The following is a 21,197-nucleotide window of genomic DNA, read 5'->3' as shown; positions in this document are numbered from 1 at the left end:
ATCGAAGTTTCGGAGCATTCCGGTCGTCAGAATGATGAGCGCACTGATCTGAAAGATGTGGATCCAGTGCGTTCTTTTGCCAAAGGGATCAAAGGCTTCGGAGCACAAATAGACAGCACAAAAGCCTAGAAAATAGTAGTTTAAGGCTATCGCTTCCTCAGGCAGGTCGTCATAATACAAGATAAAAGGTATTTCCACTATTGCAACACTAAGCAATCGAAGAATCACGTTACCCATGTCCTTTCTGAAACTCCTTCCATAATTAGAGTAGTACCTGAAAAGACTTCAAAAGTATTTATAGGAAATATTTACAAGTATCCTTGAAATAAATGGGTTAAACCTGTAAGCTTAAACTAACTTGCATAACAATATAGAACGTTTTTATTTTTTGCCTAACTACCTTGCAATGCAAGAATGGAGGGGAACGTCTGGATGTCGTCGAGCCAAATGTTGAAAGGAATTCTTGAAGGCTGTCTGCTCGCCATTATCGGTAAAGGGGAGACCTACGGCTATGAAATGATTGAAAAACTGAACGGCTATGGCTTTTCCATGGTCAAGGAGGGAAGCATTTACCCGCTGCTTCTGCGAATGAAAAAAGAAGGGCTGGTTACCACAACGAAGAAAAAGCATCCGTCCGGCGGCCCGCAGCGGAAATACTACGCCATTACTGAAGAAGGCCGACACGAGCTGGAAGCCTTCAAAGTCCGGTGGAAAAGCATTTCCGGTGGCGTTGAGAATTTACTGGAAGGGGAAGAGCGTATATGACTTTATCAGAGGAAAGCCGGGAATTCGTCGATCATTTAAGGCTGTATCTGCTTACGAGTGGCAGGAATGAAGCCGAGGTGGAGGAGATTACAGAAGAGCTTGAGGATCATCTCCTTGAAGCTGAACAAGAAGGAAAAAGCACGGAGCATATTACTGGAAAGTCTCCGGAAACGTATATAAAGGAACTGGCGGGGGAGATGCCTTTGGATAAGAAACAGATCGCCGGGTGGATCCAGGGGTTTATCCTCGGTATCGCCGCCTTCCTGCTGCTTGGAGATGCTTTGGAAGGGGAGTTGTCGTATTCGCTTCTCGAACTGATCGGCTATCCTGTCATCGCCCTGCTTTATTTAGGAGCCATTATTTTGTCCTTCCGCTACGTATCCTCGAAGCGTCCGACAAAGAAAAAGGAATTCACCTTCTATGCGGTCATCAGCAGCGGGTTCATGCTGTTGTTCTTAGGATTGATTTTCATGGATCAAACGCTTTCGATACCGGCTGTATGGACGGCTGGACCGACAGCGGAAGAGGTCATCCTCGTTTTATCCGCTCTGACCCTTGCGGCGCTCTCTTGGAAGTGGAAAAGCTTCTTCTTGGCTTTCGTGGCGCTGGTCTACTATGTGCCGCCTTTGCTCCTGGAAGCAGCAGGCGTCCAGGCTGATACGAGCCTGATGGTTGAAGCGTTCCTTCCTTTAGGGCTGATCTTTTTGTATATCGTGATTCATACCTTTATGGAAAAAAGAAAGCAGACGACATAAAGAAACCGCCCGTGCCGGAGCAGGCGCGGGCGGTTTTTATGTTTAGTGCTGATGGAAATCGATCACCATACGGCCTTGGATTTTCCCCTGCTCCATTTCCTCGAAGACGTCCTGAACTTCGTGGAGGTGGCGTGTCTGCACGACAGGAACGACTTTTCCTTCGGCTCCGAATTGGAAGGCCTCTTCTAAGTCCTTACGCGTACCGACAAGAGAGCCGATCACTTCAATGCCATCAAGGACGAGTCTTGGAATGTTCAAATCCATCGTTTCAGACGGCAGTCCGACCGCTACGACTTTACCGCAGGCGCGGACGGCATCGACAGCAGAGTTGAACGCTTGTTTAGAAACCGCCGTAACGACAGTGGCGTGCGCACCGCCGAGCTGCTCCTGGATGATTTTCTCTGCATCTCCATCCGTTGTTGGATTGATTGTCATGTCGGCGCCGATCTCTTTGGCGAGGGCGAGCTTATCGTCATTGATATCGACTGCGATCACTTTGGCGTTGAAGACGTGTTTGGCATACTGGATGGCGAGGTTGCCCAAGCCGCCGCAGCCATAGATGGCGATCCACTGACCGGCTTTCACATCAGATACTTTGATCGCTTTATACGTCGTCACGCCGGCGCAGGTGATGCTGCTGGCCTGAGCCGGATCGAGTCCGTCGGGTACTTTTACCGCATAATCAGCTGTCACGATGCACTGTTCGGCCATACCGCCGTCGACGCTGTAACCGGCGTTCTGGACATTCCGGCAGAACGTTTCCCGTCCGGTCGTGCAGTATTCGCAGCGCCCGCAGGCATGGAACATCCAAGCGATGCTCACTCGGTCGCCGACCTTCAAGCTTGTGACATCATCAGCGATTTGTGAAACAACGCCGATGCCTTCATGCCCAAGAACACGACCTTCGACATCACCGAAATCACCGGCAGCGACGTGCAGGTCCGTATGGCAGACCCCGCAGTATTCCACATCGACGAGGGCTTCCCCGGATTGCAGTGGACGGACATCCTTTTCAATAACCTCAACGTTGGCTTTCGCATGTGGATTGACTACAACAGCTTTCATATGCGTTTCCCCCTTATATTCAATGAATAATGGAATGGTGTGTGGAGAAGATCTTCCTTACATATTCATCATAGCACTAGTAACGAAGGAAACTTTGTGAAATATTGAACAAAGTATGAACGTTGAGGAGAACCAATCAGAAACGCCCTGCTTCCGTGTAAAAGCAGGGCGTTTCTTTTCTTCAGTTATGATCGGACAAAAGTATCCGCGTAGTTTTCGAGCTTGGCGTTGATTTCCGCAATGATGTCGGAAACCGCGTGTTTTTGACTGAGGGAACGCTGCAGGGACGTCCCGATAATTTCTTCGACCGCTTTCGTATTGAAATAGGAGCCGTCTTTGAACTGCTTTTCCCGGATCCCTTTGAACTTCGTATCATACGAATTGGACAGCCACGGGTACATCGAGTGGATGGTCTGGTTGTCGCACACTTCAAGCTTTGCTGTCGTACCTCCGAGCATCGTGATCTGTTCGGCGACGGAATCTTCATGGATCCATTTCAAAAAGGTGAGAGCCGCGTCGGTTTTTCTACTCTGCTTGGAAAGACCGATAACACCGCCGCCTAAAATCGGAGAGCCTCCTGGCGGGAGGGCGGAACCGACCAGCGGACCGACTTCACTCAGGGAAATTTTCGAAGCATGGTTGATAAATCCGATGATCATCGCCATCTCGCCGCGGGCGAAGCTGCTTACCTCCTCGGTCCACCACTGGTTCAGGAACGGCTTAGCCATTTTCACCGTTTCCAAGTAGTTCTCCAGCGCCGCTTCTGCTTTAGCTGGATCGAGCATCAAATGATTCTCCTGGACGAGGCGGCCGCCTCGCTCGTAGTAGCGGGCGAGGAAATCGAGCGCCATGATTGAAGGCTTTCCTAAGATCATCCCTGTCCCGTATTCGATCGGTGAATCGCTGTATGAGGCGCGAGAGAAGAAATGGACGATCTCATTCATCGACTCGAAGTCTTCCGGAATCGTCAGCTGCTTTTTATACGTTTCATAAAACATCCGCTTGATTTTCGGGTCCTCAAATAAATCCTTCCGGTAAAAGAGCATCTGCAGACTTGGATCAAAAGGAAGGACGAGCGCCTGGCCGTTCACTTCTGAATAGTTGCGCTTCAAATACTTGGGCAGTGACGCGAGTCTGTCGTCGATTTCTCCATCCAGCCCTTGGAGGGGGGTGAACAGTTCCTCCCCGAGCCAAGGAAGCCAGGCCATATCGAGACGGATCAAGTCATGATCCCTCTCCTGCGATTTGGACATTAACTCCTCGTACATCTGGTCGAACGACTGGACATCCACCTCGACACGGATCCCGGTCTGCTTCTGGAAATGGGGCAGGATCTTCTGCAGAGCATCTGTAGTCGGACTGGGCAGGGTGAGTAGCTTGATCGTATCGGAATCGTTTTCAGATGCTGTAACCTCCGTATCTACAAACCCTTTATTTGAAAGAATCACGTGAGGCTCCATCGTCTTCACATCATGGACATGATCCAGCAGCCAGCCGGCCGTCTTTTTTCCGAGAAGCTGATAGTTTTGGAGATAAGAAACTGTACCCGCCCCCGATCCACGTGTGGACGGGTCCAGGGTAATCAGCGCGGGCATAGGATGTAGTGACCCGAACGTGTGCGCCTTCCGTAAGTGATCGGCAAAGTTCGGGCTGCTTGTTACGAGAACATCGAAGGACTGGTCCTTGAAAAAGGAAAACGCCGAGCTGTGCGCCTGCTGCAACGTTGTCCGTTCAATACGGGTCGGAAGAAAACTGAGGTCTCTCGCCAGCACATCTGTAAAGCTGCGCTCATTGGAGTGTTTTTCCTCCCCTGTAAACAGACCGACGGACTCAAAGCCTTGATCTAAAATGTAGGCGGCGATATCTCTGCCCGCCTCGGTGAAGTCGAACGATACAGACGCCCGGCTGTTCCGGACCTGGCGGTTGATGAACACGACGTGATCTTCCGGAATGTGCAGTTTTTCATAATAGGTACGGGCATCATCAAGACAGGAAACGGCCAGAACCCCTGTCACCCGTTCGGCGGCGATTTCCTCAAGAATCTTTTCCTCATAGTGGGGGAGGTCATAGGTGATATACAGGTGGACGGAGTAGCCCTGTTCACGTAAGGCTTTTTTTACGCCTTCATAAAATTGGACATACTCCGTCTGCTCGAGGCTCGGCAGGATAAGGGAAACGGCATGGTTCGTCCCTGAGCGCAGCGTATGGGCTTTTCGGTTCAGGTTATAACCGAGGGCGTGGGCCGCCTCTTCCACCATCTTGATTTTTTTTACACTCACATTGCCTCTTTTGTTCAATACGTTTGAAACCGTCCCGTGTGAAACGCCGGCTTTTTTAGCGATATCTTTAATTGTTGTCACTCTTACAAACCTCCATTACTGCGGTGTATCCGTATGTATCTTTTTCTAATATAACATGGGATTCCAGTATTGACACGTTCCAATATCATGTATATATTTATCCGTGAAAATAGTAAGACGATGGAGGAGGGGTTTTGTGGCAGGGAAAAAGGAGTATCAGCACATCAACGGGCTGCTGAGCCGGAAGCTTGAGGAAAAGCAGGTGCTTACAGCGGTACATAGAGGTCTGCCTGGAGGAAACATCATTGAGAATACAATTCCGGCCTTTCAGGCTGCGCTCCGTCTGCGGAGTGACGCGTTGGAAATCGACGTCTCCAGGACAGCTGATGGGAATTTTTATCTTTTCCATGATGGTGAGGAAAAGCGTCTTTTCGGCGTGGATCAGAATATAAGAGAGATGACGACGGAGGCGGTGGCCGCCATGACGTATTACAACAGCCTTTCGCTGCCTGTGAGCTATCGGGTCGAGAGTCTGGATGACGGCCTGCGCTTTCTGAAAGGGGATACGCTCCTGAACATCGACCGCTCCTGGCAGGACTGGGCAGAGCTTCTGCCGCTGCTGGATGGCTATGACATGATGGATCAGCTCATTTTGAAGAGTCCTGTCCACCGCGATTATCTCAGGCAGCTGCAGAACCATGAGCGGAAATACATGTACATGCCGATTGTTCAGACGGTGGAAGAGCTGGAGCTGGTCATGAGCAGTCCCGGCATCAACCTTGTCGGCATCGAGCTGATTGCAGATTCTGAGGACCACCCGCTGTTTGACGATGCTGTCATCCGCCGGGTGCATGACGCCGGCTTGTTCGTCTGGGCGAATGCCATTACCCTCGATGATGAAAAAATATTGTATGCTGGTCTGGATGACAACACGTCATTGATCCACGGCCCTGAGCACGGCTGGGGCAGACTGATCGATAAGGGTGTCGACATGATTCAAACCGACTGGCCGTCTCTTCTCGTTCCGTACATCGATGGAAAATTGAATCGATAAACCATACCAGGCACCCGCTGCATTTTTTGCAGCGGGTGTTTTTTTGTTTGTAAATGGATTGCTAAGAGTATGTAAAGAAGTTGTTTTTGGTATTTACCGCAGGGGTTTTTGGTTCTAGAATCAAAATTGACACGTTCCAAAAATGAGAGGAAGGACGAACACAAGGAAGGACCGCTTTTATTTCATATGGATACTTAAGGAGATGGATGAGATGAAATTAAAGAACATGATGTTGACGACAGGCTTGGCTTTGACGACGCTTCTTGCGGCATGTGGAGGAACAGAGGAATCGGCAGCGGAAGGGGAGTCGGCGAAGGAGCCGCTGGTGGTCTATACGAACTCCGCTTCTGACGGACGTGGCGACTGGCTGAAGGAACAGGCTTCTGAACAGGGCTTTGATATTGAAATCGTTGAGGGTGGCGGCGGAGATATCGCCAACCGTCTTGTCGCAGAAAAGAACAACCCGGTCGCCGACGTCGTTTACGGGTTGTCCACGATGGACTATGAAAATTTCAAAAAGCAGGACATGCTTGCTGAGTACGTTCCATCCTGGGCTGGAGAGATCCAGGGTGACATCAATGACCCGGAAGGCTACTATCATTCCATCGTCAAACAGGCGATTCTTATGATTTACAATACGGAGAACTATAACGCTTCCTCTGCCCCGGCAGACTGGCCGGAGCTTTGGAACAACGTTGAGTACCACGGACAGTATGCCATCCTCGGCCATGAAGGTGGAACCGGCCGGGCGATCATCGCTGGCATCTTGAACCGCTATAAGGATGAGAACGGCGAGTACGGGATTTCCCAGGAAGGCTGGGACGAGCTTGAAAAATACTTAACGAACGGCTATCACCCGGCAGAAGGGGAAGACTTTTTCGCGAAGGTCGCTGATGGAAGTGTACCGATTTCAGGCATCTGGTCGAGCGGCATCGTGCCGAAAGAGGAAGAGTTCGGTGTGGATGTAGCGTATGCCACGCCGGAAGTGGGCGTTCCACACGTCGTTGAGCAGGTGGCCATTGTAGAAGGTACAGAACAGCAGGACACGGCGGAAGCGTTCGTCGATTGGTTCGGCAGCAGTGAAGTCCAAGGAAAGTGGACGGAGGAATTCTCCACCCTGCCGGCGAATGAAGGAGCCTTGGAATATGCAGATGAAGCGACGAAGGAGCTTGCTGAGTCCGTGACTGTTCAGGATATTGACTGGGGATTCGTTTCAGAAAACATAGATCAATGGGTCGAAAAGGTTGAACTGCAGCTGCTTCCTTAAGAAGGAATAGCATGGGGGACAGTCCAATACTTGGGCTGTTCCTCTTTCCATGAGTGAGGGAATTTTATAGAGAGAGGATAAGCGATTGTGATTGAATTCAAAAATGTGCAGATCAACTATGGAGATTTCGTAGCAGTAAAGAATTTGAACCTGAACGTGCGCGAAGGGGAATTTTTCACCCTTCTCGGTCCGTCCGGGTGCGGGAAAACGACGACGCTTCGCAGTCTCGTCGGCTTTGTCCATCCGTCACAAGGCGAGATTTTCCTGAACGGCGAGAACATTACATCGCTGCCTGTAGAAAAACGGGAAGTCAGCATGGTCTTCCAAAGCTATGCCTTGTTTCCGACGCTTGATGTCTATGAAAATATCGCCTTTGGCTTGAAGGTGAAGAAAGTGCCGAAGCAGGAGATCGATCGGGAGGTCCGCGACATGGCGGCCAAGGTCGACCTCAGTGAAGAACAGCTGAAAAAGAAGGTGTCCGAGCTATCCGGTGGGCAGCAGCAGCGGGTGGCGATAGCGAGAGCGCTCGTCCTTAAGCCCCGTATCCTCGTGCTGGATGAACCCTTGTCCAACCTCGACGCCCGCCTGCGTGTCCAGTTGAGGAGAGAGTTGAAAAATCTGCAGAAACAGTTCGGGATCACCGCCATTTATGTGACGCATGATCAGGAGGAGGCGCTCACGCTTTCGGACCGGATTGCCGTTTTCAATAAGGGTGTCGTAGAGCAGGTCGGAACACCCAAGGAAATTTACAGCCACTCCGAAACCGAGTTCGTCTGCAATTTCATCGGCGACATCAACCATCTGGAGACTCCTGTCGTCAAAGAGCTGAATGAGCAGATAGGCGGCGGTTATCTGGAACATGAGCGTCACTATGTCCGGATGGAACGGGTCCATACCCGCCAGTGGCGAGGCGGAAAGGAAGCGTCTGTTCTCAAACTGACAGGCCGGGTGGAGGATGCGGAATTCTACGGCGTGTATACGAAATACTCGTTTCTCGTCAACGGCACCGTTATAAAGAATATTGAGAGGGAAGATGGAAGAGCCCCTCACAACATCGGGGACGAAGTGGATATTTATATCGATATTCATGATGTGATGACTTATCGGGAGAGACACAGCTATGCAGTGGATCAATAAATGGAGGGGGACGGCTTCAACCAAACTCGCCGGCCTGCTCATCGCTTTGTTCTTTGCGTGGTTCATCGTCGCTTTTCTGATCTATCCGAATGTGAACCTGTTGAAAACGACCTTTATCATTGACGGATCGCTGTCCCTGGAGGCGGTCAATAAGCTGGTGAGCTCCAGCCGGGCCGTGCAGAGTCTGATCAACAGCTTCCTGTTGGCGGTTTCGCTTGTCATGACGGTGAACATCGTCGGGATTTTCCTCGTCCTTGTGATGAATTACTTTGATATCAAAGGCATCCGGGTGCTTTCGCTCGGATACTACACGACGCTCATCTACAGTGGTGTGGTGCTTGTGGCCGGCTATAAATTCCTTTACGGGGAGCAGGGATTTTTGACCAATCTGATTGCGGGGATCTTCCCGGGCTTTGATACAGGATGGTTTACAGGATATGGGGCAGTTCTTTTTGTCATGACGTTTGCGATTACCTCCAACCACGTCATTTTCCTGTCGAACGCGATCAAGAAGGTGGATTATCAGACGATTGAAGCGGCCAAAAGCATGGGTGCCTCCGATTTTTATATTATCCGGAGAGTGGTGCTTCCTGTCTTGAAGCCGACAATATTTGCCGTGACCATCCTCATCTTTCTGATTGGATTGAGTGCGACGTCCGCTCCATTGATTGTCGGCGGACAGGAGTTTCAGACAATCAACCCGATGATCCTGACCTTTGCCAAAAGCGTCACCTCCCGGGATATCGCGGCCATTCTCTCGATTGTTCTTGGTATTGCGACGATGGTGCTGCTTATGTTCATGCAGCGGATGGAGAACAACGGCAATTTCATTTCCGTATCGAAGGTGAAGTCGACAATCAAAAAGCAGAAGATCGAAAACAAATGGGCCAATGCGCTTGTTCATATCGCCGCCTATCTGTTATTCGTCATTTATGCGCTGCCTGTTGTGCTGATCATCATTTTTTCCTTTACCGATACGTTCAGCATCGAAAATGCGACACTGGCTCTCGACCATTTCACCTTGGACAATTATCTGCTGCTGTTTACGGACTTTTCTGCGTTCCGCCCGTACTTCATCAGTATCGCGTATTCGGCGGCGTCCGCTTTCATCGTGGTGATGATCACGCTGCTCGTTTCCCGGATTCTGCAGCGGCATAAAAACATCTACACCCAGCTGTTGGAATATTCGATGATGATTCCCTGGCTGCTGCCATCAACATTGATTGCGCTCGGTCTGATTCTTACGTATGATAAACCGAACGGCCTGCTCGGAAACCAGGTGCTGACCGGATCGGTATGGATGCTACTGGTCGCTTATATTATCGTCCAGCTTCCGTTCACCCTGCGCATGCTGAAGGCGGCATTTTTCACCATCGATCATTCCCTGGAAGAAGCAGCGAAAAATTTAGGAGCTTCTTCTATGTATACGTTCCGTAGAATCCTGCTTCCCGTCATCCTTCCGTCCACGCTTGCGGTTATGGTGTTGAACTTCAACAACATGCTGGCGGATTATGATTTGACGGTATTCCTGTTCCAGCCGCTGCTTGAACCTTTAGGCATCGTCATCAAAAGCAGTACCGATCCGCAGGCGTCCACGGATGCAAAGGCGCTTATGCTCGTCTATTCAGTCGTTCTGATGGTGATTTCATCCGTGGCGCTGTACTTTGTGTACGGCAGGAAATCCAAGTAGTAGAAGGAGAGTGGGCACATGGAGATGGTAGAAGCACTGACCCTGTCCAAAACAGGGAGGGAAGAAAACAATGAAGACGCTTATGTGGTGACGAATGACTTTGCCGCCGTCATTGATGGGATGACGCCAAAAGAAAAGGATTTATACGGGGGCGTCTCTCCGGCAAGAATCGCTGTGAAGCGGATCGTGGAGACCATCCGGCATTTTCAGGCGGACGTTTCCATGGAAGAAGCGGCGGAGCAATTAGAAGCTGCTTTGAACGCCTATTACGTTGAGCACCAGCTTGTTGAAGAAGTCACAGTCCATCCTCACAAACGGATGGGAGCGAACCTGATTCTTTATTCAAAGCATCACATGGAAGTATGGATGATCGGTGACTGTCAGTGTATGCTGGACGGTCGGGTGGAGACGAATGAAAAACTGGTGGACCAGCTCCTTGCTGACATACGCGTCCAGCTTCTGGACCACTATCTCCAATCTTATTCAGTCGAGGACCTTGTGGAGCGCGACCTCAGCGCCCGTGATCTTGCACCGTTTCAAAAACAGCAGTACCTCTATCAAAATCTTCCGTCGGAATCACCGCTCGCATACACGGTTGCCGACGGCTTTCCGATGAACAAAAGCGACATCAAAATTGTTCCGGCAGAGGACGTGGAGGAGTTGGTTCTGGCCAGTGACGGATATCCTTCATTACTTCCAAACCTTGAAAAAACAGAACAACGACTGGCGGAGACTCTTGAGGAAGATCCGCTGTGCCATCGGGTTTTCCAATCCACCAAAGGGGTGCAGTCCCCACATATCTCCTACGATGACCGGACGTACGTAAGGATGAAGCTGTCATGACCGCTCCTGGCTAAAAGAGCACCTGTGTAGATGGACACAGGTGCTCTTGTTTTATGAAGGAATGACGTTCTGCTTCTTTTTTCTAAAGGAAAAGAAAAAGTGAAGCAGGGTATACAAAACTACTCCAAGAAGAAAGGAAACGCCAATTCCCGTTGCTGTTGCTGTTGCATACATTTGATCTTCACTCACTTCAATGAACCAAAGGTTTCCGCCCATCCATTCAGGCTCAGACAGGACATTTCGTCTCCCTGTCAGATGGAGGATGAAAGGGGACAGGAGGGTAAGAACGATATAAAGAATGGCCATTTTGAGCCCGCCTGCACCGATCCTAAACAGCTTCATTTACGATCAACTCCTTACCATCAGGATTTGAAATAGTGATAGGTGCGTATCATCCCTATCACAAGGAGAACGACTAAAGCGGTACCGTAAAAGAACGATTTAAACGTTTGGCTGAGCGAATGGATACGACTAATTGCAGCGGAACCCAGGACGAAAAAGATCAGGATGGGTATCAAGTATTTTTCTTTCATAAGTGGTCCTCCAGAGACTGAGTTCCATCTTCGATTGGATATTATTAGTGTATCATAGGTTGCTTGATGTGGAATTAAATACCATTTAGATTATTTAGATAAACAAAAAAGTATAACCCCCGTTCCTAATTAAAAAAGGATCGGGGGTTATCATTAGATTGCTTTTTTCGTCGCTGGCGGAGCTTCGACGCTCTCACCTGTTTCTACTTCCGGAAGCGGCCTGCGGAAGAAGTTCGTTAAGTAGATGAGGTACACCGCGCCCATACCGACCCACATGAGCCCTCCGGCAATGGTCGGGGTGTCCAGAAGAGCGAGCAGCCAGGCAATGAATCCGGCGCCGATCAGCGGGAAAACGAGGTTCCTCATCGTTCCTGTAAAGGAGCGGCTTTTCTTTTCTTTGAAGAATAACCGGATCACACACACATTGACGAAGAAGAAGGCGCTGAGCGCTCCGAAGTTTACGAATCGTAAGGCATCATCAATGCTGATGAAGATCGCGAGCAGGGAAACGACGGAAGCGACGATGATATTCAGGACCGGTGTTTTGAAGCTCGGGTGAAGCGATCCGAACCATTTTTTCGGAAGGATGGAATCGCGTCCCATCACATATAGCAGCCGTGAAACACTCGTCACGGAGGCAAGGCCCTGAGTGAAGATCGCCGCAATCAGCACTGTAATGAAGATGGAGCGCAGCAGACTGCCGCCGACCATGCTCATCAGTTCGAGGGCCGCAGAATCAGGATCGGAAAAAATCAATTCCGGCAGGGCCGTCTGGATGAAATAAGACGTTCCGACGTGAAGGACGGCGACAATGGCGATCATGATAAAGATGGCTTTGGGAATCGTCTTTTTCGGCTGGATGGTTTCTTCCGAAAGGGTCGTCATGGTATCAAATCCTAAGAAGGAAAAGACGACGATGGAAGCACCGGCAAGTACGACGGGCAGGGACATATCGACATCGATAAATGGAGCTGTGGAGACAAGGTGGGCAGCGCCACCGTCACTGAACAGTCCATAAGCCAGGTAGGAGCAAAAAATCACCATAAAGATCATCTGAAGAATGACGAACATCCGACTGATATTGGCTGAGGAATTCACACCGCGGATGGCGATGCCGGCAAGCAGGACGATCAGTCCAATCATCCATATGTAGGCGGGTACGGCCGGGAATTCAGCATGCAGGAAGATGCCGAATGTGATGCAGGCAATGATCGGTGCGAACAAGTAGTTGAGCAGCAGAACCCAGCCGACGATGAACCCGGCGTTCGGGTGGATTGCTTTTCTTGCAAACGTGTAGGCGGATCCGGAGATGGGATATTTCTTCGCCATCACCGCGTAGCTGGCACCTGTAAACAAGACGGCCGTGACAGCTACAATATACGCGGCTGTCAGGAAGCCGCCCGACCCTTCATAGGCAACGCCGAAAACGGAGAAATAAATCATCGGGGTGTTCCAGGCAAGGCCGAGAAAGATAACCTGCCATAACGTCAGTGTCCTTTTCAGTTCGGTTTGAGTGCTCATAATGACCCCTTTCAAATGGAAGAAGGCTTGGATTTTTAGATGATGCGTTCGACCCTTCGTACTGCCTTCATTTTTCAAAGGGAAACTAAAAAATGCAATGATTATGTAAGGTTTTCTCACATACTTTTTTGAAACGGCCAAGTTTTGTATCCCCTTACATGATTGTCATGCCGAGGTTTTATGTTTTGTTTAATTTTTCAGTAAAATATACGGATCCAGAAAAGGAAAAATCAGCTTAAAAAAAGTGTGTGAGATAATCTAACAAAAGTGTTGCGGCCCTTTTCAAAAGCCCGCTATACTGCATTCAACAACAAAAAATTCCATATCGGCCCCATGGATTGGGGGAGCAAGCCTTCTAGGGTTCCGCTGACGAGTGTCAGGTCTGGTCCGAGAGAAGGCGGTACAAGGGAAACCTTGTATACACGGAGGGACAAAAGCCTGGGAGATGACAAATCTCCCGGGCTTTTATTTTTTTATCCAAATTCTTGAGGAGGAATCATGATGGAGAAGCTGTGGAGTTTGACGCTGGAAGCAGGAGCCAAATGGTCAGGACGCATTTCGAAGGGGAAAACGATCCGCTTCCGGGCGATGGAAGACGGGGCGAACGTCTCCGGTCTCCTCTATAACGCGGCGGATGTATCGGAAAGCTACAACATGCCGGATACGCTTAAGGCCCAGCACACGTCACGCCTGACGAGAGGAAACGTACTTATGAGTGATAATGGCCGGGCGATGGCGGGCATCGTGGAAGACGATCTTGGCTGGCACGATCCGATCGGCGGCTATACATCACGCCGAAAGACCGATGACAAATACGGAAAAACCTCCTTTCAGGAAAACTTGAACGACTGGCACCGGAGCGGGGAGGAGAACTTTTCGATAGAACTGATGAGAAACGGCTTGGAATTCCGTGACATGGTCCCGGTGTTCAACCTCTTTTCCAAGATTCAGGTCGATGAGGCCGGCGGTATGCAGTACATCGAAAACCACAGTCAAAAAGGGGATACAATTACGCTGAGAACCGAAATGGATGTCATCCTGATCGTATCGAATACGCCGCATCCGCTCGATCCGCGTTCTTCTTATCCATCCGTTCCCGTAGAAATCGACGTCATGAAGGCTGCCCCGGTCAAAGAAGATGATTACTGCGTCACCTACCGCCCTGAAAATAAACGGGCCTATGAAAATACATGGAACTACGAAGCTCTTGTCACGCTGTAAACCAATAAAGGAGGAGTTTAATGATGACGACAATGACCGACCAGAAAGAGACGCGTAAAGCTGAAGATGCCTTGTATGATTACAGTCTGCCTGCCGGAGAAGGCTGGATGTATGAACTGAAGCCCGGCCAGGTGTTCCGCATGGTCGACACCGAAGGAAACCAGGCCGCGGATACATTGTTTTATGACGCGGAGCATCCGGAAGACCATTACAGCGCCATCCAGACGATTGCGGCTCAGGAGAATGTCTACCTGACAACCGGATCGAAGCTGCTCTCTGAATCCGGAAAAGAGCTGTTGGAGATCATCGGAGACACTGTTGGACGACACGATACATTAGGCGGCGCCTGCTCAGCACAAAGTAACACAGTTCGTTATGCGCATGACCGGCTGCCGATGCACAACTGCCGCGACACGTTCATGCACCAGCTGGCCAAGCACGGCGAAAGGTTTACGAAGCGTGACATCGCCCCGAATATCAACTTCTTCATGAATGTTCCGGTGACGCCGGAGGGCGGATTGTCTTTTGAAGACGGGATTTCAGGCCCCGGGCACTATGTCGAGATGGTTGCCAGACGCCGGGTCAAAATTCTGATCAGCAACTGTCCGCAGCTGAACAACCCATGCAGTGGTTTCAACCCGACAGCCATCCGCCTGCTCATCTGGGACCAATAATTTTTACCTTTAATTATCGAAATATTCCAACCATAACAGGAGGTCATCTGATGTTTAACAAAGTATTGATTGCCAACCGTGGACCGATTGCTGTCCGCATTGAACGCACATTGAAAAAGCTGGGGATTGCCTCTGTCGCGGTCCACACGAAAGCGGACCAGGACAGCCTGCATGTCACTCATGCGGATGAAGCGGTGGAAATCGGGGAGGGTCCAGCCGGAGACAGCTACTTGAACGCCGAGCTGATTCTGCAGACAGCCGTCGATACAGGAGCGGAAGCCATCCACCCGGGCTACGGATTTTTGAGTGAAAATGCTGCATTTGCGAAAGCCTGTGAAGAAAAGGGCATCACGTTCATCGGGCCGACCGCCGATCAGATGGAAATCTTCGGGCTCAAGCACTCGGCACGTGCGATGGCGGAAAAGGCTCACGTGCCGCTTCTTCCTGGAACGGATTTGATCGAGGACGTGACAGAAGCGAAAGCAGCAGCGGAGGAGATCGGATATCCGGTCATTTTGAAAAGTACCGCCGGTGGCGGCGGTATCGGTATGCGGGTTTGTCAGGACAAAGCGGCGCTTGAGGAGGCGTTTGCCGGAGTCCGTCACTTAGCGGAGACGAACTTTAAGGACGGGGGATTGTTTTTGGAAAAATTCATCCCCAAAGCCCGCCACGTCGAAGTGCAGATGTTTGGCCGCTCCAATGGCGAAATCATTACACTCGGAGAACGCGACTGCTCGATCCAGCGTCGTAACCAAAAGGTCGTCGAAGAGAGTCCTGCTCCTGGATTGACGGGAAAGACGCGCATAGCGATGTCCGGGGCGGCGAAACGTCTGGCGGCGGCTTCCGGATACCGGAGTGCGGGTACTGTCGAATTTTTATACGATCCGGAAACGGAAGCCTTTTATTTCCTTGAAGTGAATACGCGGCTGCAGGTGGAGCACGGTGTTACCGAGGAAGTGCTAGATGTTGACCTTGTTGAGTGGATGGTGAAGGAAGCGTCCGGCGATCTCACGGACGACGAGACTTCTCTGTCCAGTCCACAGGGCCACAGCATTCAGGCACGGATATACGCGGAAGACTGCCATCACGACTTCCGTCCGAGTGCAGGATCGCTCGATCAGGTCACTTTTTCTGAACAGGCCCGTAATGAAACGTGGGTGAAGGATGGGGTGACCGTCACGACGCTGTATGATCCGATGCTTGCGAAAGTCATCGTCCACGGGGACGACCGTGAAGCTGCCATTGCCCGTTTGAAGGAGGCTCTTGGTGACACGAAGATGTACGGATTGACCTCCAACATTTCCTACGTAACCGCCCTGCTTGAGGAGGAGGCTTTTGTCAAAGGGGATGTGTTCACACAGCTGCTTGCTGACTTCCATCCGGAAGAGCCGGCGCTTGAGGTGATCGACGGAGGCGTGCAGTCGACTGTGCAGGATTATCCGGGCCGCACCGGCCACTGGGATGTCGGCGTTCCGCCGTGCGGGCCGATGGATGCCTACTCGTTCCGTATCGGCAATCAGCTGCTCGGTAACGACGAGGACGCTCCGGGACTTGAGCTGACGTTAAAGGGAGGCGCCTACCAGTTCCGAAGTGCTATGTGGTTCTGTTTGACCGGAGCGGATATGGATGCGGATCTGGATGGGGAGAATGTGCCGCTGTATCAGCCGGTGAAAGCAGAGCGGGGAGAGACGCTGACGTTCCATGAATCGAAAAAAGGGATGCGCGCCTATCTTCTCGTAGAAGGCGGCTTGGATATGCCGAAAATCCTCGGCAGCTCCTCCACATTCACGCTCGGCGGTTTCGGTGGTCACGGCGGCCGCGAACTGCGCCCGGGTGACGTGCTCGGCGTGAAGAAAGGAACAGAACCCGTCGGAACATCAGCACTGAAAGAAGAAGCTCGTCCCAAGCTTGTGAATACGTGGACGATCGGCGTCATTCCAGGTCCGCATTGTACGGAGGAGTTCCTGCAGAAAGACTATTTGGATCAGCTGACGGAAACCGAGTGGGAAGTCCACTTCAACAGTTCGCGGACCGGCATTCGTCTGAAAGGACCGGCCCCCTTATGGACGCGGGAGGACGGCGGTGAAGCCGGGCTGCACCCATCCAACATCCACGATAACGCCTATGTTGTCGGTGCTCTCGACCTGACGGGGGATATGCCGATCTTGATTGGTGCCGACGGTCCGAGTCTCGGGGGATTCGTCTGCCCGGTCACCACAGCCACCTCAGAATTCTGGAAGGTGGGCCAGTTATTTCCTGGAGATAAAATCCAATTTCAGCTGATCAGTGTGGAAGAAGCCGAAGAGTTGAGAAATGCTCAGGAAGAGAACCTCCAGCGCATCGGAGAAGGCGGGTTCACCCAGGCAGATGCTCTTCCGGAAGTGAATCCGGAGATATCGTCCGATTATCCGGTCCTCCAATATGAAGAAACGGGGCATAACTTCCCGATTACCATCCGTTTGAGCGGCGTAGAGCATCTGCTTGTCGAGTACGGGGAGATGGAGCTGGATTTGAAGCTCCGTTTTCAAGTGCAGGTGTTAATGGAAGAAATCGAAAAGCAGAACACGCTTCCGGTCATTGAAATGACGCCCGGTGTCCGCTCTGTCCAGATCCACATCGACCCATCCCGAATTTCTGTGAAGGAAGCGGCCGCATACGTGCTTGCGCTTGATGCTGATCTGCCTCCATTGGAATCAATCGAGGTCCCTTCCAGGATTGTGCGCCTGCCGTTATCCTGGAACGACCCATCGACACAGCTGGCGACCGAACGATACCAGCAGAATGTCCGGCCGGATGCCCCGTGGTGTCCGGATAACCTGGAGTTCATCCGTCGTATTAACGGTCTCGACAGCTTTGAGGATGTGAAGCGCATCGTTTTTGATGCCAACTATCTTGTGCTTGGCCTTGGGGATGTGTATCTCGGGGCGCCGCTTGCTACACCGACCGATCCGCGCCACCGTCTTGTTACGACGAAATACAATCCTGCCCGGACGTGGACACCGGAAAATGCCGTCGGGATCGGTGGTTCGTACATGTGTATTTACGGCATGGAAGGGCCTGGAGGCTATCAGTTTGTCGGCCGGACGATTCAAGTGTGGAATTCGATGCAGTCCACAGAAAGCTTTGAGCCCGGTAAACCTTGGCTTCTGCGCTTCTTTGACCAGATCCAGTACTATCCGGTAACGGCGGATGAGCTGATGGACATGAGAGAGGACTTCCTTCGCGGCCGGTTTGAAGCGGATATTACCGAAACGACATTCAACCTCGGTGAATACCTGGAATTTCAGGAATCCATCAAAGACAGCGCTGCCGTATTCAAAGAACGCCAGCAGGCCGCCTTCCAGGAAGAGCGTGAACGTTGGAAGGAACAGGGCATTGCCGAACACGTCGAGGACGAGGACGATGGCCGCTCCATTATGGAGGAAGAAGTACCGGAAGGGGAGACAGCTGCGCGGTCACAGATGCCGGGAAGCGTCTGGAAGGTGCTCGTTGCTCCAGGGGATTATGTGCAGAAGGGTGATACCCTCTTAATCGAGGAAAGTATGAAAATGGAGTTTCCACAGACAGCGCCGTGTGACGGCTATGTCGCTTCCTTACATGTGGCTCCCGGGGACCAGGTACAGGCCGGCCAGTTGATTGCAAGTATAAAAGAAGAAAAAGAAAGCGTGGTGTCTGTCCATTGATGACATTTCCAAAGGAACTGACGATCCAGTGGCTCAAGGAAAACTATGAAAATGGCCGTCTCACTCCACGTGAGGTCATGAAGGAAATCATCCAGCGTTCCGGGCGTGATGAAGAGATGAACATCTGGATTACGCCGCCGGACTTTGAGCATATTGAAGGGTATCTGACAAACCTGGATACCCTTGACCCGGTGGAGGCACCGCTCTGGGGCATTCCTTTTGCCGTTAAAGATAATATTGATGTAGCTGGAATCCCGACGACCGCAGGCAGCGTCGACTATACGTACACGCCTGAGGAGCACTCAGGGGTGGTGGCTGAACTTGTGAAGGCCGGGGCGGTTCCTATCGGGAAAGCGAACCTCGACCAGTTTGCAACAGGGCTCGTCGGTACGAGAAGTCCGTTCGGCGAGGCACATAACGCTCTTCGTCCGGAACTGATCAGCGGCGGTTCCAGTTCCGGTTCAGCCGTCGCCGTTGCCCGCGGCCAGGCGGTATTCTCACTTGGAACAGATACGGCAGGGTCCGGGCGCGTCCCAGCGGCCTTGAACAACCTCGTCGGCTATAAACCGAGTCTTGGGGCCTGGTCGAAGCGCGGGGTCGTACCGGCCTGTGAAAGCATCGATACGATCTCCGTTTTCGCGCATTCCCTTGATGACGCTCTGACGGTTGATAGACAAGTGCGCGTCCGTGATGAGCGCGACCCATGGTCGAAGGACTTTTCAAAAGCAGCGGAAGGATCGCTGCAAACCTTCTGCCTGCCTAAGGAGACACCGGCCTTTTATGGCAGCTATGCCGCGGAATATCAGAAGGCGTGGGAAAAAGCGGTCGAGAAAATTGAACGCCTGGGCGTCCCGGTCGCCTATGTCGACACGGAACTCTTTGAAAAGGCCGCGGAGATTTTGTACGGGGGACCGTGGATTGCCGAGCGTTGGTCAGCTGTCGGAAGTTTCGTGGAAAACAACCCGGGGGCCGTCCATCCTGTAACCGAACAGGTCCTCCGCTCCGGCGCCCCGGATCAGTATGACGCCGCCGCTTTATTCGATGCGATGCATCAGCTGCAGGCGCTGAAGCTGGAAGCAGAAAAACTGATCAAGGACGCTGTGCTCGTCATGCCGACGTGCGGAGGCACATGGACGAGGGAACAGGTGAGGGAAAATCCGGTTGCAGCCAACAGTGACATGGGACGCTATACGAACCACTGTAACCTGTTGGATATGGCCGGCGTCTCCGTTCCTGCCGGCTGGGCCGGTGAAGACCTGCCGTTCGGCCTCACACTGTTCAGCCTTGCCGAGCAGGAACACCTCATGGTTGAAGCTGCGGAACTTTTTACGTCCTCCTATGGAGAAACCATTCCGTTCGCCGTCTGCGGACTGCATATGCGCGGCTTCCCATTAGAGACACAGATGATTGAAGCGGGAGCGGTTTTTGTAAAAGAAGAGAAAACCGCCGCACGCTATCAGCTTGTGAAGCTTCCGGGTGAACCGGAAAAGCCGGGCATGATCAAGCAGCTTCACAGCGGCCCTTCGGTGGAGGTGGAAATCTGGGACATGCCTCTCCATTCACTCGGTGCTTTCACCACTTCCATTCCTGCGCCGCTGGGTATCGGAAAGGTTGAACTGGAAGATGGATCAGAAGTGTCCGGGTTTATTTGTGAAGGCTATGCGGGGGAAATCGCAGAAGATATTTCAGAGCTTGGCGGGTGGAGGAATCTTCAGACTGTAAAGTGAATGGGTGACCGGAAGAGGGTTCTCTTCCGGTTTTTTTATGAAACGAAAAAGAATAGGCTTCGTATATAAGCCATAAGAGAAATTCACATTAGGATTGGGGTTCTATATGAGTTTATTATATAAACAGTGGATAAGAAGTTTACTATTAGTATTCGTGCTATCTTTCTTATTAATCTGGAATCAACTGCCTGTGTTTATCTTAGGGGTGCTGATATTAATTTTAATAGAGATATTCGTATACAGAGTTCACATGAAGAAAGGTCAGTCTAAATGATTTCGGCTTATTTAACTAAAGCCGCTATCGTTGAATACGTCGATTCATGATGAGGTGATCAGCTTAGGTGTATCCGTATCACTCACTTTTGCTTCGTTCCTGCTTTTTGATCTTGTGGTCGATCATGGACCACTTTAAAAGTACTCCCAGCGCAGCTATCATTGCTGATGCAAAATAAACCGTTTCTCCTGCTCCGTTAATATATAAGAATAGGGCAATGATTAATATAATAATAGATAAGACTTGTAATATTCGGGCTTTCCTCTCCATCGATGACATCATTCCCACTCCCATGTAAATATTCTTGGCCTATGGTGATCAACCTGGCAGCAGGCCGCCAGATAAGGATGCCTTCATTTAAGTCGGGGAAGACTATCCTGACTACCAGGAGAGCTGATAGCTGCCTTATTAAAGCTCTCTACTTCCCCCCCCCCAGCCCTTTCCCATTGCATTGAAAAAATAGCCCTGTAAATAAGGGCTTTTTATTAAAACAGCCTTTCAATACCTTGAGTAACGATTGCATAAAGAGGGATAACGACAGCAATCGTGCCACCGAACACTATGTAAAATCGTTTTTTACTCATGTTGATTTCATTGGAATTGTCTCTTTTATCGCTCATTACAAAACCACCTTGTGTAGTATTCTACCATCAGCAGGTGCCAAGGTGGTGCACACCACCGCCGGCAA

The 21,197-nt window shown here is 51.0% G+C and carries 17 protein-coding genes and 1 riboswitch; of the genes, 11 read left to right on the top strand and 6 right to left on the bottom strand.

Annotated elements, in window-relative coordinates:
- Positions 1-432: 432 nt before the first annotated feature.
- Both ACXAGL_RS06735 and ACXAGL_RS06730 read left to right on the top strand, forming a co-directional pair.
- Entirely contained in the window at positions 433-765 is a 333-nt protein-coding gene (locus ACXAGL_RS06735; protein WP_206934796.1) for a PadR family transcriptional regulator, read from the top strand.
- Positions 762-1,520, top strand: a complete 759-nt coding sequence (locus ACXAGL_RS06730; protein WP_474990524.1) for an HAAS domain-containing protein — start codon at positions 762-764, stop codon at positions 1,518-1,520. Before ACXAGL_RS06735 ends, ACXAGL_RS06730 begins: the two co-directional genes overlap by 4 nt.
- Positions 1,521-1,562: 42 nt before the next feature.
- Here ACXAGL_RS06730 and adhP read toward each other — a convergent pair whose 3' ends face one another.
- Together adhP and ACXAGL_RS06720 are read right to left on the bottom strand one after the other, a co-directional pair.
- Complete coding sequence (gene adhP / locus ACXAGL_RS06725) at positions 1,563-2,585, bottom strand: alcohol dehydrogenase AdhP (RefSeq protein ID WP_474990522.1); 1,023 nt, start codon at positions 2,583-2,585, stop codon at positions 1,563-1,565.
- 185 nt (positions 2,586-2,770) lie between these two features.
- Positions 2,771-4,945: an extracellular solute-binding protein gene (locus tag ACXAGL_RS06720; protein ID WP_474990520.1), complete on the bottom strand. Its 2,175-nt coding sequence runs from the start codon at positions 4,943-4,945 to the stop codon at positions 2,771-2,773.
- A gap of 136 nt (positions 4,946-5,081) precedes the next feature.
- On the opposite strand from ACXAGL_RS06720, the gene ACXAGL_RS06715 reads away from it, so the two are divergent.
- From ACXAGL_RS06715 to ACXAGL_RS06695, 5 genes are all read left to right on the top strand, one after another.
- On the top strand, positions 5,082-5,939 hold the full coding sequence (locus tag ACXAGL_RS06715) for a glycerophosphodiester phosphodiesterase family protein (RefSeq protein WP_474990518.1): 858 nt from the start codon (positions 5,082-5,084) through the stop codon (positions 5,937-5,939).
- Between the two features lie 211 nt (positions 5,940-6,150).
- Positions 6,151-7,206 (top strand): extracellular solute-binding protein, encoded by a 1,056-nt coding sequence (locus ACXAGL_RS06710; protein ID WP_474990516.1) that lies wholly within the window; start codon positions 6,151-6,153, stop codon positions 7,204-7,206.
- Between the two features lie 87 nt (positions 7,207-7,293).
- Complete coding sequence (locus ACXAGL_RS06705; RefSeq protein WP_474990514.1) at positions 7,294-8,343, top strand: ABC transporter ATP-binding protein; 1,050 nt, start codon at positions 7,294-7,296, stop codon at positions 8,341-8,343.
- Positions 8,327-10,033, top strand: coding sequence for an ABC transporter permease (locus tag ACXAGL_RS06700; RefSeq protein WP_474990512.1), 1,707 nt, complete (start codon positions 8,327-8,329; stop codon positions 10,031-10,033). The genes ACXAGL_RS06705 and ACXAGL_RS06700 overlap by 17 nt, the downstream gene beginning before the upstream one ends.
- A gap of 18 nt (positions 10,034-10,051) precedes the next feature.
- Positions 10,052-10,876 (top strand): PP2C family serine/threonine-protein phosphatase, encoded by an 825-nt coding sequence (locus tag ACXAGL_RS06695; protein WP_474990510.1) that lies wholly within the window; start codon positions 10,052-10,054, stop codon positions 10,874-10,876.
- 51 nt (positions 10,877-10,927) lie between these two features.
- Here ACXAGL_RS06695 and ACXAGL_RS06690 read toward each other — a convergent pair whose 3' ends face one another.
- The 3 genes from ACXAGL_RS06690 to ACXAGL_RS06680 form a co-directional block, all read right to left on the bottom strand.
- A complete protein-coding gene (locus ACXAGL_RS06690) occupies positions 10,928-11,218 on the bottom strand; it encodes a hypothetical protein (protein ID WP_474990508.1) in 291 nt (96 codons plus the stop codon).
- A gap of 20 nt (positions 11,219-11,238) precedes the next feature.
- Positions 11,239-11,409, bottom strand: coding sequence for a hypothetical protein (locus tag ACXAGL_RS06685; RefSeq protein WP_156896506.1), 171 nt, complete (start codon positions 11,407-11,409; stop codon positions 11,239-11,241).
- A 153-nt stretch (positions 11,410-11,562) separates the two neighbouring features.
- Positions 11,563-12,930 (bottom strand): APC family permease, encoded by a 1,368-nt coding sequence (locus ACXAGL_RS06680; RefSeq protein WP_474990505.1) that lies wholly within the window; start codon positions 12,928-12,930, stop codon positions 11,563-11,565.
- Positions 12,931-13,274: 344 nt separating this feature from the next.
- Positions 13,275-13,377, top strand: a riboswitch (guanidine-I (ykkC/yxkD leader).
- Positions 13,378-13,431: 54 nt separating this feature from the next.
- On the opposite strand from ACXAGL_RS06680, the gene ACXAGL_RS06675 reads away from it, so the two are divergent.
- From ACXAGL_RS06675 to ACXAGL_RS06660, 4 genes are read left to right on the top strand one after another with little or no spacing between them, the layout of a single operon-like run.
- Positions 13,432-14,151: an urea amidolyase associated protein UAAP1 gene (locus tag ACXAGL_RS06675; protein ID WP_474990503.1), complete on the top strand. Its 720-nt coding sequence runs from the start codon at positions 13,432-13,434 to the stop codon at positions 14,149-14,151.
- Positions 14,152-14,174: 23 nt separating this feature from the next.
- Complete coding sequence (locus ACXAGL_RS06670; protein ID WP_474992346.1) at positions 14,175-14,825, top strand: urea amidolyase associated protein UAAP2; 651 nt, start codon at positions 14,175-14,177, stop codon at positions 14,823-14,825.
- A gap of 50 nt (positions 14,826-14,875) precedes the next feature.
- Entirely contained in the window at positions 14,876-18,508 is a 3,633-nt protein-coding gene (uca, locus tag ACXAGL_RS06665) for an urea carboxylase (RefSeq protein WP_474990501.1), read from the top strand.
- Positions 18,508-20,235, top strand: coding sequence for an allophanate hydrolase (locus tag ACXAGL_RS06660; RefSeq protein ID WP_474992345.1), 1,728 nt, complete (start codon positions 18,508-18,510; stop codon positions 20,233-20,235). Before uca ends, ACXAGL_RS06660 begins: the two co-directional genes overlap by 1 nt.
- A 759-nt stretch (positions 20,236-20,994) precedes the next feature.
- On the opposite strand, the gene ACXAGL_RS06655 is transcribed toward ACXAGL_RS06660, so the two are convergent.
- The gene (locus ACXAGL_RS06655; RefSeq protein WP_474990499.1) at positions 20,995-21,129 is read right to left on the bottom strand and encodes a hypothetical protein; all 135 of its coding nucleotides are present in this window, start codon (positions 21,127-21,129) and stop codon (positions 20,995-20,997) included.
- Positions 21,130-21,197 lie beyond the last annotated feature (68 nt).

Source organism: Halobacillus sp. ABA4_118, from assembly GCF_056160205.1.
The sequence above is the reverse complement of the archived record's forward strand: the minus strand, read 5'-3'. Positions and strand labels throughout refer to the sequence as shown.